The 16,700-nt window shown below is 71.4% G+C and carries 16 protein-coding genes; 7 read left to right on the top strand and 9 right to left on the bottom strand.

The genetic code is table 11. From position 1 onward, the window contains the following. The first annotated feature begins 1 nt into the window (after position 1). The 6 genes from ACFJGV_RS06755 to ACFJGV_RS06730 all read left to right on the top strand — a co-directional run bounded on the left by ACFJGV_RS06755 (position 2) and on the right by ACFJGV_RS06730 (position 7,674). Positions 2 to 739 (top strand): NUMOD3 domain-containing DNA-binding protein, encoded by a 738-nt coding sequence (locus ACFJGV_RS06755; RefSeq protein ID WP_378147817.1) that lies wholly within the window; start codon positions 2 to 4, stop codon positions 737 to 739. Beyond that, entirely contained in the window at positions 736 to 1,716 is a 981-nt protein-coding gene (gene nrdF / locus ACFJGV_RS06750; protein WP_378147816.1) for a class 1b ribonucleoside-diphosphate reductase subunit beta, read from the top strand. The genes ACFJGV_RS06755 and nrdF overlap by 4 nt, the downstream gene beginning before the upstream one ends. 394 nt (positions 1,717 to 2,110) lie before the next feature. Then, a complete protein-coding gene (locus ACFJGV_RS06745; protein WP_378147814.1) occupies positions 2,111 to 2,776 on the top strand; it encodes a potassium channel family protein in 666 nt (221 codons plus the stop codon). A gap of 117 nt (positions 2,777 to 2,893) precedes the next feature. Then, positions 2,894 to 5,053: a S8 family serine peptidase gene (locus ACFJGV_RS06740; protein ID WP_378147813.1), complete on the top strand. Its 2,160-nt coding sequence runs from the start codon at positions 2,894 to 2,896 to the stop codon at positions 5,051 to 5,053. Continuing rightward, positions 5,050 to 7,221 carry a S8 family serine peptidase gene (locus ACFJGV_RS06735; RefSeq protein WP_378147812.1) on the top strand — a complete coding sequence of 724 codons (2,172 nt, stop codon included), beginning with the start codon at positions 5,050 to 5,052 and terminating at the stop codon, positions 7,219 to 7,221. The genes ACFJGV_RS06740 and ACFJGV_RS06735 overlap by 4 nt, the downstream gene beginning before the upstream one ends. A gap of 66 nt (positions 7,222 to 7,287) precedes the next feature. Continuing rightward, on the top strand, positions 7,288 to 7,674 hold the full coding sequence (locus ACFJGV_RS06730; RefSeq protein ID WP_378147811.1) for a four-helix bundle copper-binding protein: 387 nt from the start codon (positions 7,288 to 7,290) through the stop codon (positions 7,672 to 7,674). Positions 7,675 to 7,716: 42 nt separating this feature from the next. Here the strand turns inward: ACFJGV_RS06730 and ACFJGV_RS06725 are convergent, their stop codons facing one another. From ACFJGV_RS06725 to ACFJGV_RS06710, 4 genes are all read right to left on the bottom strand, one after another. Beyond that, on the bottom strand, positions 7,717 to 8,118 hold the full coding sequence (locus ACFJGV_RS06725) for a ChaB family protein (protein WP_378147810.1): 402 nt from the start codon (positions 8,116 to 8,118) through the stop codon (positions 7,717 to 7,719). After that, positions 8,085 to 9,356: a Vms1/Ankzf1 family peptidyl-tRNA hydrolase gene (locus tag ACFJGV_RS06720; RefSeq protein WP_378147809.1), complete on the bottom strand. Its 1,272-nt coding sequence runs from the start codon at positions 9,354 to 9,356 to the stop codon at positions 8,085 to 8,087. Before ACFJGV_RS06720 ends, ACFJGV_RS06725 begins: the two co-directional genes overlap by 34 nt. Beyond that, entirely contained in the window at positions 9,343 to 9,630 is a 288-nt protein-coding gene (locus ACFJGV_RS06715; protein WP_378147807.1) for a hypothetical protein, read from the bottom strand. The genes ACFJGV_RS06720 and ACFJGV_RS06715 overlap by 14 nt, the downstream gene beginning before the upstream one ends. A 111-nt stretch (positions 9,631 to 9,741) precedes the next feature. Beyond that, a complete protein-coding gene (locus tag ACFJGV_RS06710) occupies positions 9,742 to 10,716 on the bottom strand; it encodes a 2-hydroxyacid dehydrogenase (protein WP_378147805.1) in 975 nt (324 codons plus the stop codon). A 36-nt stretch (positions 10,717 to 10,752) separates the two neighbouring features. Between ACFJGV_RS06710 and ACFJGV_RS06705 the strand changes: the two genes are divergently transcribed. Then, a complete protein-coding gene (locus ACFJGV_RS06705) occupies positions 10,753 to 11,868 on the top strand; it encodes a glycerate kinase (RefSeq protein ID WP_378147804.1) in 1,116 nt (371 codons plus the stop codon). Between the two features lies 1 nt (position 11,869). Here ACFJGV_RS06705 and ACFJGV_RS06700 read toward each other — a convergent pair whose 3' ends face one another. From ACFJGV_RS06700 to ACFJGV_RS06680, 5 genes are read right to left on the bottom strand one after another with little or no spacing between them, the layout of a single operon-like run. Beyond that, positions 11,870 to 12,955 (bottom strand): alpha/beta fold hydrolase, encoded by a 1,086-nt coding sequence (locus ACFJGV_RS06700; protein WP_378147802.1) that lies wholly within the window; start codon positions 12,953 to 12,955, stop codon positions 11,870 to 11,872. Between the two features lie 40 nt (positions 12,956 to 12,995). Continuing rightward, a complete protein-coding gene (locus tag ACFJGV_RS06695; protein WP_378147800.1) occupies positions 12,996 to 13,889 on the bottom strand; it encodes an alpha/beta hydrolase in 894 nt (297 codons plus the stop codon). Continuing rightward, a complete protein-coding gene (locus tag ACFJGV_RS06690; RefSeq protein WP_378147797.1) occupies positions 13,886 to 14,632 on the bottom strand; it encodes a 3-hydroxybutyrate dehydrogenase in 747 nt (248 codons plus the stop codon). Before ACFJGV_RS06690 ends, ACFJGV_RS06695 begins: the two co-directional genes overlap by 4 nt. Beyond that, on the bottom strand, positions 14,629 to 15,288 hold the full coding sequence (locus tag ACFJGV_RS06685; protein ID WP_378147795.1) for a TetR/AcrR family transcriptional regulator: 660 nt from the start codon (positions 15,286 to 15,288) through the stop codon (positions 14,629 to 14,631). The genes ACFJGV_RS06690 and ACFJGV_RS06685 overlap by 4 nt, the downstream gene beginning before the upstream one ends. Continuing rightward, positions 15,285 to 16,628: a class I adenylate-forming enzyme family protein gene (locus ACFJGV_RS06680; protein WP_378147794.1), complete on the bottom strand. Its 1,344-nt coding sequence runs from the start codon at positions 16,626 to 16,628 to the stop codon at positions 15,285 to 15,287. The genes ACFJGV_RS06685 and ACFJGV_RS06680 overlap by 4 nt, the downstream gene beginning before the upstream one ends. Positions 16,629 to 16,700: the final 72 nt, after the last annotated feature.

Raw genomic sequence — 16,700 nt, 5'->3', positions numbered from 1 at the left:
GATGGAACTGATGGTGGAGGCGGACGTCTCGGCGGTGGTGGGGGTGATCTACAGGATCCGCGAGGCGGATTCCGAGGAGTACCGGTACATCGGCCAGACGTCCACCTCCATCAGGCGGCGATGGGCGAAGCATCGCGCTGTGGCTCGAAGCGGACGACGGACGCCGTTCTACGACTGGATGCGGTCCAAGGGCGACTCTGAGCTGGAGATCGACGTCCTCGAGCTCGTCTTCTTTGAGCGGGAAGAGCTCGGCATCGCCGAGATGGCGTGGATCCAGTATCTGCGCGAGAAGGGCGATCGTCTCTTGAACATCTCGGCCGGAGGACTCGGGCCTACCGGCCTGGAATGGTCGGCTGAGCAGCGTGCGGCCGCTCGGGCTCGATCGACGGGCCGGCCGGGTACGCCTCGTTTCGGCGAGGAGAACCCGTTCTTCGGTAAGACCCACTCGGAAGAGCAGAGGGCGCGCTGGAGTGCGCAGCGGGCAGGCAGCATCACAGGTGCGAAGAATCCCAACTTCGGCAAGACGGGAGCCGCGCATCCCTCCTTCGGACGCACGCTGTCGGAGGAGACGAGACGGCGTCTCTCCGAGCAGAAACGCGGGGAGCTCAACCCCAACTTCGGCAAGAAGGCCAGCGCCGAGACACGGGCCAAGATGTCGGCCGCACACAGAAGACGACTCGACTCGCAACGGCGTGCCGAGAAACCTACGACCATCACAGAAAGCGAGACCCGGCCATGACGCCACCCCAGGGGCTCAAGCTCGTCGATCGCGTTCAGGCGATCAACTGGAACCGCATCCAGGATGAGAAGGACGTCGAGGTGTGGAACCGCCTCGTCAACAACTTCTGGCTGCCCGAGAAGGTGCCGCTGTCGAACGACGTGCAGTCGTGGGCCACGCTGACCGCCGCCGAGCAGCAGCTGACCATGCGGGTGTTCACCGGGCTGACGCTGCTCGACACCATCCAGGGCACCGTCGGCGCCGTCTCGCTGATCCCCGATGCGCTGACCCCGCACGAGGAGGCCGTCTACACGAACATCGCGTTCATGGAGTCGGTGCACGCGAAGTCGTACTCGTCGATCTTCTCGACGCTCTCGTCGACCCGCGAGATCGACGAGGCGTTCCGCTGGTCGGTCGAGAACCCGAACCTGCAGAAGAAGGCGTCGATCGTCCTCGACTACTACCACGGCGACGAGCCGCTCAAGCGGAAGGTGGCCTCGACCCTGCTCGAGAGCTTCCTGTTCTACTCGGGCTTCTACCTGCCGATGTACTGGTCGAGCCGGGCGAAGCTGACGAACACGGCCGACCTCATCCGCCTCATCATCCGCGATGAGGCCGTGCACGGGTACTACATCGGCTACAAGTTCCAGCGCGGGCTCGAGCTGGTCGACCAGGCCAAGCGCGACGAGATCAAGGACTACGCGTTCTCGCTGCTCTACGACCTGTACGACAACGAGATCCAGTACACCCAGGATCTCTACGACGAGGTCGGCCTGTCGGAGGACGTCAAGAAGTTCCTCCACTACAACGCCAACAAGGCCCTCATGAACCTCGGCTATGAGCCGATGTTCCCCAAGGCCGTCACCGACGTGAACCCCGCCATCCTCTCGGCGCTGTCCCCGAACGCGGATGAGAACCACGACTTCTTCTCCGGGTCGGGCTCCTCGTACGTGATCGGCAAGGCCGTGAACACCGAGGACGAGGACTGGGAGTTCTAGAACCACCGGTCAGAGCGCGAGATGTGGGTCTCGCTCTGTTAGCAAAGCCCCTGCTTGGCACTGCTCGTCAGTGCTCCAACAGGGGCTTTGCCCACGTCTTACCCACATATGAGTTGAGAGGAGGTGAATGTGATGGCACGAGCACGTCGAGCCCGTAGCGCGATCACGGGGCGATTCGTCAAGATGGCGACTGCCGCCCGCCACCCGCGGACGACCGTCATCGAGCGAGTAAGAGGGCGCTCGGGTAAGTAGTCACACATCGTGACTCGGCGGGGCTTGGATGGCACTTCAGGCACCCGCTGGACGCCGTGTGGGGCGCCCGCCAGGATGGGTGTTCGTGACTCAAGAGCGTTGGCAACGACTGAGCGAGTGGCCCCTCGCCATCCTGGCCGTCTTGTTCCTCCTGGCATACGCAGGGGAGATCCTGGCTGACTTGCAGGGCCCGGCGGCCGACATCACGGAGAACGTCATCTTGGTGACGTGGACCGCGTTCATAATCGACTACGTCGTGCGGCTGGTGCTGGCCAAGGGTCGATGGCGGTGGTTCCGCCATCACCTGTTCGACCTCGCGATCATCGTCCTGCCGATGCTGCGACCGTTGCGGCTCCTGCGCCTCGTGACGCTGGTCGCGATCCTGAATCGGACTGCAGGCACAGCGTTCAGAGGGCGTGTGGCCATATACGTGGCGGGCGGTTCCGCGCTTCTGGTGTTCGTCGCCGCGCTCGCTGTGTTCGACGCCGAACGGGACGTGCCCGACGCTTCGATCACCTCCTTTGGAGACGCCCTCTGGTGGGCTTTCGTGACCATCACGACTGTGGGCTACGGCGACTACAGTCCGGTGACCTTCGAGGGCAGGGTGATAGCCGTGTTCCTCATGCTCGGTGGCATCGCCCTTCTGGGTACCGTGACCGCCACCCTCGCGTCGTGGATCGTCGAGCGTGTGTCTACACGCAAGGAACACGAGCTCGCTGCCACGAGGGGGCAGGTAGCCCAGTTGTCTGAGGATCTGGCCGACATCAAGCGTCTGCTGCAGGAGGGCCTGACGCCCCCGTCGACGTGATGAGCTCCTCAGCCCCCCCCCCGCGTGAGCAGAACTGCTCGCGCGGGGCGCTTTTGCGTTCAGGGGATCGATAGCCTGAGCCAGCGGCACGAGCCGGACGAAGCGAGGGGGCCCGTGGTGGGGACGACGAGGATGTGGACTGCGGCCGGCGCGGCGGTGCTGGTGCTGGCGGCGACGATCGCTGCCGGGGCACCGGCTCAGGCCGACGACGAGGGCGGCAGTGGCGACGGAAGCACCCTGTCGGGGCGGCTTCAGTACCTCGCCGGCCTCCCGGATGGCGGCGACGTCGAGGCGCAGATCGCGGCGGCGTCCGAGGAGCTCGGGACCGTGCCGGACGGGCCGGGCAGCATCGCCGGCGCGGGCGGACGGATCTCGGTGACGGTGACCTTCGCGTCCCGCCCCGACGCGGCGGCCTTCGACGCGCTGCGTGCGCACGGCGAGGTCACCGCGACGAGCGAACTGTTCTCGATGGCCACGGTCCGCGTCGCGCCCGCCGATCTCGAGGCGCTCGCCTCGGTGCCCGGCGTGAGCAGCGTGCGCGAGGACATCGTGCCACGCACCAGCGCCTCATGGGCGTCGACCCCGCAGGACGCGACCGCGCTCCCAGCGGTCGCGGACGCCGCGGCGGGTGCCGGCGACTGCCGCAGCATCCCCGCGAACCTCGTCGCCCCGCTCAGAGTCGACGAGGCCTGGGACGCCTTCGGTGTCGACGGCACCGGCGTGACCGTGGGCATCATCTCCGACTCGTACGCGAGGCTCCCGGCCGCGCAGACGCAGATCGCCGACTCGATCGCGCACGGCATCCTCCCTGGCGCAGGCAACCCGTGCGGCTACCAGACCCCCGTCGATGTGGTGAGGGAGTCCACCCTCTCCGGCGGTGACGGCGACGAGGGCCGGGCGATGGCGCAGCTCGTGCACCAGATCGCACCCGGTGCGCGGCTGCTGTTCGCGACCGCGGGGGCGGGCCAGCTCGAGTACTCCGAGTCGATCACCGCGCTCGCGGATGCCGGGGCCGACGTGATCGTCGACGACATCCTGAGCGACGAGCCCTGGTTCCAGGACGGACCGGTGAGCTACCAGGTGCAGCAGGTCACCGACCGGGGCATCCCCTACCTCGCCGCGGCCGGCAACATCACCTCCATCGGTGCGCAGGGGTACCCGAGTGCCGGCTACTCCATCAGCGGATGGGAGACCGCGGCCTATCGACCCGCCGATTGTCCGCAGGCGGTTCAGGACGAGTTCGCGACGCAGGGCGTCACCGAGGTCTCCTGCATGGACTTCGACCCCGGCTCGGGTGTCGACACGCTCGACCAGATGGTGTCGACGGCCGGATCCACCCCCTCGGGGCGACCCACCGCCTTCTCGCTCCAGTGGGCCGAGCCGTTCGGGGCGGCGACGACCGACATCCGATTCGGCCTCATCGAGCCGAACGGCGATGTCGCGACCACGCTGGCCCCGGCGCCCGGCATCCCCAGCCAGGACATGTCGGTGCCCATGGTGGGCGGCGACTACCAGTTCTTCATCGCCCGCATCGGATCGGGCGACTCGACACCGCGCATCAAGACCTGGTTCTACGGTCGTGACATCGCCGACGTCGAGTACTTCCGTTCCGCGGGTGACGACGTCGTCGGTCACACGCTGTCGGCGCACGAGGGCGCGCCGCAGACGATCGCGGTCGCCGCTGCATCCGCTCAGGACACGAGCACGCCGGAGACGTTCACGTCCGCCGGGCCGGCGTCGTTCTGGTTCGACTGGGATCCGACCGTCTCGCCTATCGCCACGCCTCGCACGACGCCGATCGTGACGGAGGGTCCGGTCATCACCGGGGTCGACCGCGGGTACACCGACTTCTTCGGGTCCGAGGTCTCCACCGGGGTCTACTCGTTCGCCGGCACCTCGGCCGCGGCGCCCTCGGCCGCCGCGGTGGTGGCGCTCGGGCTGCAGCGCAACCCTGAGGCGACACCCGAGCAGGTGCGCGCCGCGCTGTCGTCGACGGCGACGCCGCTGCCGAGCATCTCGCCGGTGTCGCTCACGCCCGAGCAGGTCGCCGGCGCGGGTCTGATCGATGCGGGCGCGTTCGTGAGCGCGCTCGCCCCGGCGCCCCAGCCCGTCCCCGTCCCCGTGCCCGTGCCTGCCTCGGTGCCGAACGCTCAGTCGCCTCAGCTCGCCGCAGCGGGAGCGGGGGACATGCCCCTCCTCGTGCTGCTCGCGCTGGCCATGACCTCGCTGGGTCTCGTCGCCATCGGACGCCGTCGCGGGACGAGGAGGCGCTCATGAGGACGTCGCGACAACGGGGTCCTGTCGCGCTCGTCGCCGCGCTCTGCGTGGTCGGGGGACTCATGCTGCCCGCGGCGGGTGCTCAGGCGATCGAGCCGGGGGCGGGGACTGTCCTCTCCGACCGTCTGGAGCTCATCGCCGAACTCCCGATCGCCGCGGATCCCGGCACTGACGGCGGTGGCGCCGGCGCGGCCGATCCGTCGGCCGTGGAGGCCCAGCTCGACGCGCACGCCGACGACCTCTCCGTCGCCGTGGACGGCCCCGGCAGCCTGCAGGTCATCGACGGACGGATCGCCGTCACCGTGCGGTACTCCGCCGGCCCGGATGCCGCCGATGTCTCGCGACTGTCCGCGCTCGCCGAGGTGCAGGTGTCGTCGCCGCTGTTCGGTCTGGCGAGCGCGCTGGTCGCGCCCTCCGACCTCCGCGCCGTCGCCGACCTGCCCGGTGTGGTGGCCGTCGACGAGTCGCCTGAGTCGGCCGTCGGGACGACGTCTGCCGAGCTCGCAGCGCAGCCTGCAGAGGCTGCTGCCGCCGGGGACTGCCGCAGCGTGCCGGCGAACCTCCGCGCCCCTCTGAACGCCGACCTCGCAGCGAGCCTGCACGGGCTCGACGGCAGCGGCGTGGTGGTGGGTGTGATCTCGGACTCGTTCGCCACCAGAACGACCGCCGCCACCACCCCGGAGGATGACGTGCGGAACGGCGTGCTCCCCGGCCCGGGCAACCCCTGCGGCTACGAGCAGCCCGTGCACGTGATCACCGACTCGAAGACGCCCAGATCCGACGAGGGGCGGGCGATGGTGCAGCTCGTGCACCAGATCGCGCCGGGCGCCACCCTCCTGTTCGCTACGGACGGCACCGACGAGGCGACCTTCGCGAAGGCGATGAACGACCTCGCCGCGGCGGGCGCCACCGTCATCGTCGACGACGTCATGCAGTTCGACGACCCGGTGTTCCAGAACGGACCGCTCGGCTGGACGGTCGACCGTCTCGCGGAGCAGGGTGTGACCTATCTCTCCTCGGCGGGCAACTACACGGTGACGGGTGCGGCCGGCACGCCGAGCGCCGGCTACTCCATCGGCAGCTGGGAGGGCGACTACCGTCCCACGGCCTGCCCGGCAGAGGTCACGGCGATCCTCCCCGGCCAGGGCATCACCTCGGGCGACTGCCTGGACTTCGACCCCGGCGGGGGCACCGACGCCTATGACCGCCTGCAGTTCTCCGCGCCCGACGCGCCGGACCGCTACACCACGTTCATCATGAACTGGAGCGAGCCCTACGGCAGCGCGCAGGGGTCGTTCCGGTTCGGCGTGGTCGCAGCCGACGGCAAGGCGGACATGATCCCGGCCGGTGCGCCCAGGATCCCCATCGCCTACGTCACCGACGCCATCCAGCAGGGCGAGCTGAAGTTCTTCGTCGTGCGCGACACCTCCGGGGGCGCTGCGGCCGAGGTGACCCCGCGAGTCCGGCTGCTCTTCGACGCTCCGACGCAGCTGCAGGATGCGCAGTGGTTCCGGTCGCAGGGCGGTGACGTCGTCGGCGCCACCCTCGGCGGTCATGCCTCCGCCGCCGGCGCTCTCGCGGTCGCCGCTGCGCCGGCGTCGGCGCCCACCGCGGTGGAGTCGTTCTCGTCGACCGGGCCGACGACGGTGTACTTCGACTTCGACCCGACCCGCACCCCGAAGTCGGTGCCGCTGCCGGTCGCCGAGGTGCGACCGAAGCCGGATGTGACGAGCGTCGACGCCGGGTTCACCGACTTCTTCGGCGCCGCGGCCGGCGACGGGCGCTACGTGTTCTCGGGCACGAGCGCTGCCGCCCCGGCCGCGGCGGGCGTGATCGCGCTCGGGAAGCAGGCCGCGCCGGGTGCCGATGTCGCCCGGCTCCGAGCGGACCTGATGGCGACCGCGCGACCCCTCGACGGGACGCTGCCGGGGTTCCGCTCGGCCGACCTCTCGGGGGCCGGCCTGATCGACGCCGCGGCCTTCGTCGACGCCCTCGTCGCCGCGCCTCCCGGTCCCTCACCCGCGCCAACGGCGCATCCGGTCGCGACAGAGCAACTCGCCGCGACCGGCTCGCCTTCCGCCGCGTGGACCCTGATGGTGTCAGGACTGGCGGTCGCGGTCGTGGCGGTCGGCGCGCTCGGGATGAGGCGGCGTCGCTCAGCGAAATGAGTGCGATCAGGCCCGCGACCGAATACAAAGGAAGCGGAAGGGAGCACGATGTCGCGAGCCGCTGACATGTTCGACACTCACCCTGGGCACCAGGAAGGGCCCGATCGGGCGCTCATCCTCGAGGTGATCGAGGCCGCCGGGGAGTGCGCCCAGGCCTGCACAGCCTGCGCCGACGCCTGTCTGTCCGAGGAGTCGGTCGACTCTCTCGTGGCGTGCATCCGATCGGATCTGGACTGCGCCGACGTGTGCGCCGCGACCGCGTCGGTGCTGACGCGGCAGACCGCGACCGACGAGACGATCATCCGCGCCGTGGTCGAGGCCTGCCGGGTGGTCTGCGAGCGCTGCGGAGACGAGTGCGAGCGTCATGCCGACATGCACGCGCACTGCCGCGTCTGCGCGGAGGCCTGCCGGCGCACCCAGCGCGCCTGCGACGCGCTCCTCGCCGCCTTCTGAGGGTGCCGCTTCCTGCTCGACGCTCGCAAGGGCGAGCCGGGGCTAGGAACGCCTCGCGCGGGCGGTCTCGCGGCGGTTCGCCTTCTTGATGGCCTCGACCAGCTCGTCCTTCGTCATGGTCGACCGGCCGTGCACGTCGAGCCGCCGAGCCACCTGGAGCAGGTGCTCCTTCGTGGCGTTCGCATCGACCCCCTCCTCGGTGGAGCCCGGTGAGTCCACCCCGCCGGCGGCCTTGCGATCGCTCGGCCCGGAGGACTCCTTCTCCTCCCAGTGGTCCCCGACCTTCTCGTACTCGTGCTTGACGGCGGCGAACGCCGTCCGGCGCGCGCGCTCGCCGTCGCCGTCGTAGGTCTCCCTCGCGGAGTCGAGGGTCTTCTCGAAGATGTCCTGTGCGTGCTGGGGCGAGCGCTTCAGCGTCGACGGGATCTCGTCACGGGCGGGCATGTCCGCTCCTCTCGGTGATGTGGATGGCCGGGATGCCAGGTCGTCACGGATGCGTCGGCTCGGACGACCAGCGCAGCACCGCCGCCGCGCCGTCGGCGTGGGCGGGCAGCGGATCGGCAGCCGGATCGGTCTCCGGGTTCGTCCCCCACCTCGAGCACCTCGTCTGCCGTGACCGGCACGTCGACGAAGACGACGTCCGCATCGGTGAGCAGCGCGGCGCGGATCAGGGCCTGAGCGGCGCCCGATGACACAGACTCGATGCCGTCGCTCAGCGCATCCGACGCCGTGGCGACCCAGGGAGCCTCGTCCAGAGCGAGGACCGTGCGATCCTCGAGCACCCGGGAGTCGAGGAGCAGCGTGTCGACCTGGGCCTGCTGCAGCGCCGACACCGTCGAACCGAGTCCGACCGCTGCGCGGCCCTCCGCTTCGCCCGCGAACTGACGCAGGCGGTCGAGTGCCGCCGCCCGCCTGTTCTCGGCCAGCGTGTCGAGGGCCGCAGCGACCCCGGCCTCGAGGGTCTGCTGCGAGGCGCCGGGGGCGCCCGCGTTCTCGTCGATCTCGGTCGTGAGCGCCCGCGCCTCCTTCGAGAGAGCGTCGACCAGGAGCTCTCGGGCACGCACGTCGCCCGACACGATGACCAGATCGGGCCGGCGGTCGAGCACGAGCCGATCGACGAAGGCGGCCACCTCGGTCTCGTTCTGCTTCCAGATCTCCTCTGTGCGGTGCTGGTAGTCGATCTCCGACCACCCGCCAGCGCGCACCTTCGTCAGATCCTCCTGGCGGCCCTCGATCGTCGTCGACAGCTCCGGCGCCGCCGCACCGAACCGGCGCAGGCTGACGGAGGCGGTTCCCCGCTCCGCCTCGATCAGGACGTAGGTCGCGGCGCGGCCGAGGTGGGTGAGGAGAGAGACCAGATCGGGAACAGGGCCGAACGTGTGCACCTCGGGGCCGACGGCGGCGTCCTCCACGAACTGGCGCACGACGACCTCGCCGTCGCGGACGAGGGCGAAGAGCGTGGTGGGACTCGGCAGATGGGTCGGCTCAGCGAGGAGGCTCTCCACGGCAGCGATGTCGGCGTCGGGTGCTCCGGCCTCGCGCAGTCCGTCGACGACGGCGCGAGCGCGAAGCGCCGCCGTGCGCCGTGGATCGCCCGTGTCGACCGACAGGTCGGCGTACACCGACGACCAACGGCCGAGGGGCTCGAGGGCGGACGCGAGGGGTGACTCACTGGTCGCCATCGTCGTCGCCCTCCAGCGCCTCGGACGACTCGGCGGAGTCAGCCCCCTCGGCCTCGGGCGTGCCGGTCTCGAAGACGATCTCATCGTCGACGAGTTCTCCCGTCATGCCCGCGGCGACGTCGGTCTCCTCGGGGTCGGTGTCGTCGGGGAAGCCCTCCGTCTGCCGGAACTCCTCGACGTGGCTCGGCGAGGGGTGTCCCTGGACGAAGGCGCGGTCCTCCTTCTCGAGCTCGTCGTCGACGCGTGCGCCGTGGGTGGTGTTTCCACGTTCCATGAGCGATGCTCCTTCCCGAGTGGCGGGCGTCTGCCCGTCTCGGGCGCGAACCTACGCTCGACCTGCGGGCTCGACCACCCCCTCCTCAAGGGAGGATGTGCGGCCCCGACGTCACTCGACGGGCGTGAGCGCCTGCCCGCCCGTGGCGACGGCGACGGCGTTCCGCACCGCGAGCAGGCCCATGTTCGCGCGGGTGGCGCCGCCCGCGCTGCCGATGTGCGGCACCGCCACCACGTTCGGCAGCGTCAGCAGGCCCGGGGTCACGTGCGGCTCCCACTCGTAGACGTCGAGCGCGGCGCCGCCCAGCCGGCCTTCCTCGAGGGCCTGGAGCAGTGCGAGCTCGTCGACGATCGGCCCGCGCGCGGTGTTGACGAGGAGGGCGCCCGGCTTCATCGCCGCGAACTGCGCGGCGCCGAACAGGTGCTTGGTCGCCGGGGTGAGCGGGCAGTGGATCGAGATCGCGTCGCTCTCGGCGAGCAGCTGCTCGAACGTCACCGGATGCACGCCCAGGGCGGCCGCCTCGGGAGAGGAGCCCCGCGAGCCGGTCGCGACGATCCGCATCCCGAATGCCGCGGCGCGCTTCGCGACCGCCAGTCCGATGCGGCCCAACCCCACGATGCCGAGCGTCGCGCCGGCGCTGACGTCCAGCCCGAGGAACAGATCGGGCTCCCACCGCCATTCCGCTCCCGTGCGGAGGAACCTGTCCGCCTCGCTCACCCGCCGCGACAGGTCGAGCAGCAGCGCCATCGCCAGATCGGCCGTGGCCTCGTCGAGAACCCCCGGCGTGTTCGTCACGACCACACCGCGCTCCCGGGCGGCGGCCACGTCGACGTTGTCGTAGCCCACCGCGAAGTTCGCGACCACCTTGAGCGACTCACCCGCCGAATCCAGCAGGGCCGCGTCGACGCGGTCGCTGAGCAGCGTGATGAGCCCGGATGCGCCCGCCACGTCGGCGAGCAGCGACTCGCGCGGCTGCCCGGTCTGGTCGGTGTACGCGGAGACGGGCAGGCCCGAGGCGGCGAGCTCGTCGGCCGCCGGTCCCGGCAGGGCGAAGCTGACGTGGATGCGGGTCTGCGGTGTGTCCATACCGCTACTGTGGCGCATGCATGGCTGGATGGTCGAGTGACTCGACGCATCGTCCTCGCACCCGATTCCTTCAAGGGCACCATCGACGCCGCCGACGCCGCGCGGGCGCTTGAGGAGGGCTGGCGCACGGTCCGGCCCGACGACGACGTCCTGCTCCGTCCGATGGCCGACGGAGGCGAGGGCACGGTCGACGCGTTCGCCGTCGCACGCGAGGGGGCCGAGCGCCGGCGAGTCGTCGTCACCGGGCCCGACGACCGGCCGGCCGCGGCCGACTGGCTTCTGTACCGCGATCCCGCGGGACGGCTGACGGGTCTGGTCGAGCTGGCCAACACCAGCGGGATCACGCTCCTCGATCCGCTCCGGCCGTTCACGGCCCACACGCGCGGCTTCGGGCAGGCGATCGCCGCCGCGCTCGCGGCGGGCGTCGAGCGGCTGGCGCTCGCGATCGGGGGCAGCTCGTCGACCGATGGCGGGGCCGGCGCGCTCATGGAGCTGGGCGCGAGGCTCCTCGATGCTGAGGGCCGACCCATCCCGGACGGCGCAGGCGGGCTGGCCCTGCTGGCGTCCGTAGACCTCGACGGGGTGGCGGCGCTCCCGCCCGCAGGCGCGAGCGTGCTCACCGATGTGACCAATCCGCTGTGCGGCCCGCTCGGCGCGGTCGCCGTGTTCGGCCGCCAGAAGGGCATCCTCGAGGACGACGCCCCACGTGCCGAGGCCGCCGTCGCCCGGTGGGGTGAGCTGCTCGCCGACGCGACCGGTGTCGATCCCGCGACGCCCGGAGCAGGTGCCGCAGGGGGCACCGGCTTCGGCCTCCTGGCGTGGGGCGCCGAGCTCGAGCGCGGGTCGGCCGCAGTAGGGGCGGAGCTGGGGCTTCCGGATGCCGTGGCCGGTGCCGACGTCGTCATCACGGGAGAGGGGCGGTATGACGGCCAGTCGGAGGCAGGCAAGGTGCCCGCCTACGTCCGCGGCCTCGCCGAGAAGGCCGGGGCGAGGACGGCGCTCGTCGCCGGCGCGATCGCGGCGGACGCCTCCGCTTTCGACGCGCACGTCTCGCTCACGATCCTGGCCGGTTCCACGGACGCGGCGCTCGCTCGTCCCCGCGAGCACCTCGTCGCCGCGGGAGCGGCGGTCGCCCGGTCGCTCGGGGGCTGACTCAGCCGGCCGGCCTCGCCGCCAGCTGAGTCTCGAGCACGCGACGGAAGTCGTCCGGGTGCTCGAGGTGCGGGGAGTGGCCGCAGGAGACCCATGCCTCTTCGACGACCTCGCCGCCGGCCGCCTCATAGCGCCCGAGCACGGCGCGGATCTGGGCCTTCATGGGCTGCGCGGGCGCCGCCTCCTCGCCGGGCCATCCCGGAATGACGCCGAGTTGACCGAGATGGTTGAGGTCGAAGAAGGACGTGTCGGACACGATGGCGTCGTCGAGTCCGTGCACCCACGCGATCCGCGGCTTCGGATCGACGGCGACGATGCCGGTGAGGTCGAGGTGCTGCGGCGCCATCGTGTTGAGCACGCCGCTCGTGCCGGGAGCGAAGCCCGGCCAGCTCTCGGAGGCGACGGAGTCGCCGGGGTAGTTGCCCTCCGCCGTCGACGTCGAGAGCATCGACTCGACCCAGAGGTCCTCGAGCGGGCTCTGGTGCGAGGTGTGCACGTAGGACGAGCGGAACACCGAGCGTGGTGACGTCGGTTCCTCGGCGGTGCGGTCGCCCGCCCGGAGCCTGGCGACGAAGTCGGGATTGGCGCCGCCCCCGCCCGCGCCTGCCGCATCCGGCGACGTGAGGGAGCCGTCGAGTCTCGTGGCGCCGAATCCGTACGGGGAGACGGTCGAGACGAGGGTCAGCGACCGGACGAGAGTCGGCCGGTCGAGCAGGATCTGCATCGTGACGCCGCCGCCCATGCTCCAGCCGACGAGGTGGGCCTCGTCGATGCCGAGGGTGTCGAGCACGCTCACGACGTCGTCGGCGTAGTCGCGAAGGCCCCGCGTCGCGTCGACCGGCAGCGTCTCGCTGTCGCCGAAGCCGCGCAGGTCGACGGCGAGCGCGCGGACCCCGGGCTCGAGCGCCAGCATGGAGGGCTGCCAGAACAGCGACGACGAGACATTGCCGTGCACGAAGACCACGGGGATCCCCGCGCCGGAGCGCTCGAGCACCGAGGCGCGGAGCCTGGGAGCGTCGACGACGTGCTGCTCGATGCCGGGCAGGAGTCGCCCGGCGGGCTGAGGGGTGGGGTTCTCGACGGTCATGGGCGGTGTCCTCTCGACGGTGAAGGGATCGGGTGCTCGGTCAGGATGCGGTGGGGCTGAGGATCGGTGCGTCGCGGACGACGCGGGCCACGAGAGCGGCGCCGGCGGGGGTCATGACGACGGTGTAGTGGTTCGCGTCGCCGGCCTCGACGATCCGCCAACCGGGGAGCTCATGCCGCCAGGTGTCGACGACATCGGGCGAGTAGAGCGCCTCCGGCTGGTCGAGGAGGCCGCGCGGTGCTCGGATGAACGTCACGGGCTGCTCCGCCAGGGATCGCACAGCGGCGGCATGCCCGGCGTGTCCCAGGAGCTCCCGCGCGCTCACGCCGATCGCCTCGGGGTTCGCACCCGGACGCAGCCGAGGGCCCTCACCGACGAGGTCGGCATCGGCGTAGGCCGCGATCTCCTCGCTCCAGCATCCGGCGAACGCCGGATGCGAGCGCCAGAAGTCGTGGTAGGCCGTGCGGTCGCGGAACGTCATGTCGAGGCGCGCCAGGGCGGGCCCGAGCGTGGCCTGGACCCGCTCCTCCTCGCTCCCCGAACCCGGAGGGAAGGGCAGCCCGCCGTCGACGAGGACGAGGCTGCGGATCAGATCGGGACGCCGGGCCGCGGCGAGGACGGCGACGAAGGCGCCCATGGAGTGTCCGACGAGCGTGACGGGCGTCGAGGACGCGGCCTCGACGACGGCCACGACGTCGTCGGCGTGCTGGCCGAGTGTGTAGGCGCCCGGCAGAGCGCGGCTCGCTCCGCGCCCGCGCAGGTCGGGTGCGATCACCCTGATGCCGGGGAGCGCGTCGGCGAGGGCGTGGAACGCGGCGTGGTTCGCGGTGATGCCGTGCACGGCGACCACCGCGTCCTCCCCGCGTCCCGGCCAGTCGTGGACGGCGAGCGCACCGCCGTCGACCTCGACCGAGGAGCGCAGCCCGGCCCTCATCGCGCCGTCCAGCCGCCGTCGATGGTGTACGAGGCACCGGTCACCGAGCGGGCGTGCTCGCTGCAGAGCCACGTCACGAGCGAGGCCACCTCGTCGGGCTCGACGAGCCGCTTGATCGCCTGCTCCGCGAGTATCACCCGCTCGATCACCTCGTTCTCGGGGATGCCGTGGTGCGCGGCCTGGTCGGCGATCTGCTTCTCCATCAGGGGCGTCCGGACGTAGGCCGGGTTGACGCAGTTGCTCGTCACGCCGTGCGGGCCGCCCTCGAGGGCGATCGTCTTCGACAGCCCCTCCAGCCCGTGCTTGGCGGTGACGTAGGCGGACTTGAAGGCGGAGGCCCGCAGTCCGTGCGCGGACGAGATGTTGACGACGCGCCCCCATCCCCGCTCGTACATGCCGGGCAGAGCGGCCCGGACGAGGAGGAACGGCGCCTCGACCATGATCGCCATGATGCGGCGGAACACATCGGGCTCGAACTCGTGGAGCGGCGCCACCCGTTGGATGCCGGCGTTGTTGACCAGGATGTCGACGTCGAGCGGGAGCTCGTCGAGCTCCCTCGTCGCCGAGAGGTCGACCTCCCACGCCTCGCCGCCGATCTCCTCGGCCACGGATGCCGCAGCCGCGGCGTCGAGATCGGCGACGACGACGTACGCTCCCGCCTCCGCCAGTGCGGCCGCACAGGCCCGCCCGATGCCGCTCGCGCCGCCGGTGACCACTGCACGGCGTCCCGTCAGATCGCTCATGCCCCGTTCTCCTCACTCCTCGTCACCGAGGGCGTCCGGCGCCCGATGGCGCCGTCGACGAGCAGCGACACCTGATCGAGCACGTGGTCGGGCACCCCGCCCCCCGCGTCGCCCTCCGCGCTGCTCTCCGTGCCGCGCTCCCAGAGCACCCAGCGCATCCCGACCAGCTCGCCGATCCCCATGAGGGCCCACGCGGCGACATCGGGGTCGAGGTCGGGACGCACCTCGCCGGCGCGCTGCGCCTCGGCCAGGCCCTCGGCATAGCCCTCGACGATGCGGTCGTAGTGCCGATGCAGTGCTCGGGGCGAGACGAACTCGGCCGCCCGGATGATCCGGTAGAGGGCCGGATGCTCGGCGGTGAAGGCGAAGAAGGCGCGGAAGCCGGCGCGCTCGGCCGAGAGCCGGTCGGGCGCGGCTGCCGACGCCTCGCTCATGGCATGACGGACCCTCCGGTTGAGGTCGTCGACGAGCTCGTCGAACAGGTCGAGCTTGCTGTCGAAGTAGAGGTAGAACGTGCCCTGTGCGACGCCCGCGCGCTCGGTGATGCGGACGACACTGGTGTCGGCGTAGCCCAGCTCGGCGAAGACGTGCTCCGCCGCCTCGAGGAGGGACGCGCGTGTCCTGGCGCCTCGAGCCGTCCGTGGCGGTTCTGTCATCGTGAGTCCTTCCTCAGTGCTCGGCGGTCGACCTTCCCCAGCGCCGTGCGCGGCAGGGAGGGGACGAGGTGCAGTCGACGGGGGAGGGCGTGGCGGGGCAGCACGTCGGCGAGGTGCCCGCGGACGGTCGCGAGCGACGGATCCACTCCGGGCGCGGCAACCACGAAGGCGGCGCCGACCGTCCCCAGGTCGGGATCGGGCACGCCGACGACCGCGGCCTCGAGGATGCCCGGCAGCCGGAGCAGAGCGCGCTCGACGGCCGACGGGACGACGCTCTCGCCGCCCGTCGAGAACACGTCGTCGATCCGACCGACGATCGCGAACCCGCCGTCCGCTCGCCCCTCCCCGAGGTCGCCGGTGTGCAGCCAGCCGCCTCCGAACGCGTCGCGTGTGGCTGCGTCGTCGTCGAGGTAGCCGACGGCGAGCGACGGGGAGGAGACGAGGACCTCGCCGTCGTCCGCGAGCCGGACCGTCACCCCGTCGTAGGGGTGGAGCTGACCCCCGGGAATCCGCGCCGCGGCCACGTTCGGCCCCGCCTCGGTGAGCCCGTATCCCTCGATCAGGCGGATGTCGTGGGCCGCCGCCCGCGCGACGAGCCCCGGGGGCACGGGGGCGCCGCCCACCACCGCGTGCCGGAGCTCGGGGAAGGGCGCCTCGCCCGGCGCCAGGACGTCGAGCAGACGAGACCAGTGCGTCGGCACCCCCATCATCGTCGTCACGCCGTGCTCGACGAGGGCGTCGCGCACGGCCGTCGCCTCGAATCGCTCCAGCACCACCACGCGGGCGCCGACCTCCAGGGCGGCGAGCGGGAACACCGTCCACCCTCCCGTATGGTGCTGGGGCATGGCGCTCAGCACGGTGTCGGAGGCGTCGAGCGGGAATCGCGACAGCAGCGCCGCATCCGTCGCGTCGACGGCGCGCCGGTCGAGGACGACCGCCTTCGGATCGGCGGTCGTGCCCGAGGTGAGGAAGACGAACTCGGCGCCCGCGGGCATCCGGCGACCCGCCGCGGCGACGGGGAGAGAACCGCCGAGCGTGGCCGTCGGGACGCCCGTCGTCGTCGCCGACGCACGAGCATCGGACTCGACCAGGAGCAGCGCGGGCCCGAGCCGGTCGACGGCGGCAGAGAGGAGGGCGGGCGGAAGCGCCGGCGACAGCGGGGCCAGCGCCGCCCCGATCCGTCGCACGGCGCGGTGCAGAGCGAGGTGCCGCGCACCGGTGTGCAGCGCGGTGGCGACCAGGGAGCCCGCAGAGACGCTCGCGGCCCGGAGAACGATCTCGTCGGTGTCGGCCTGCGCCTCGACGTCGTCGAGCCGCCACGGCTGTCCACTCCTCAGCACCGCCTGCATCCCACCGCCTCACCGCGATCCGCTCGAACCTGACAGGTGATTCAGGTCTCAGCGCTGACCACG

The organism is Cnuibacter sp. UC19_7 (assembly GCF_042699995.1).
GTDB lineage: Bacteria > Actinomycetota > Actinomycetes > Actinomycetales > Microbacteriaceae > Cnuibacter.
Note: the sequence above shows the minus strand (reverse complement) of the source record. Positions and strands in the feature narration are given on the sequence as shown.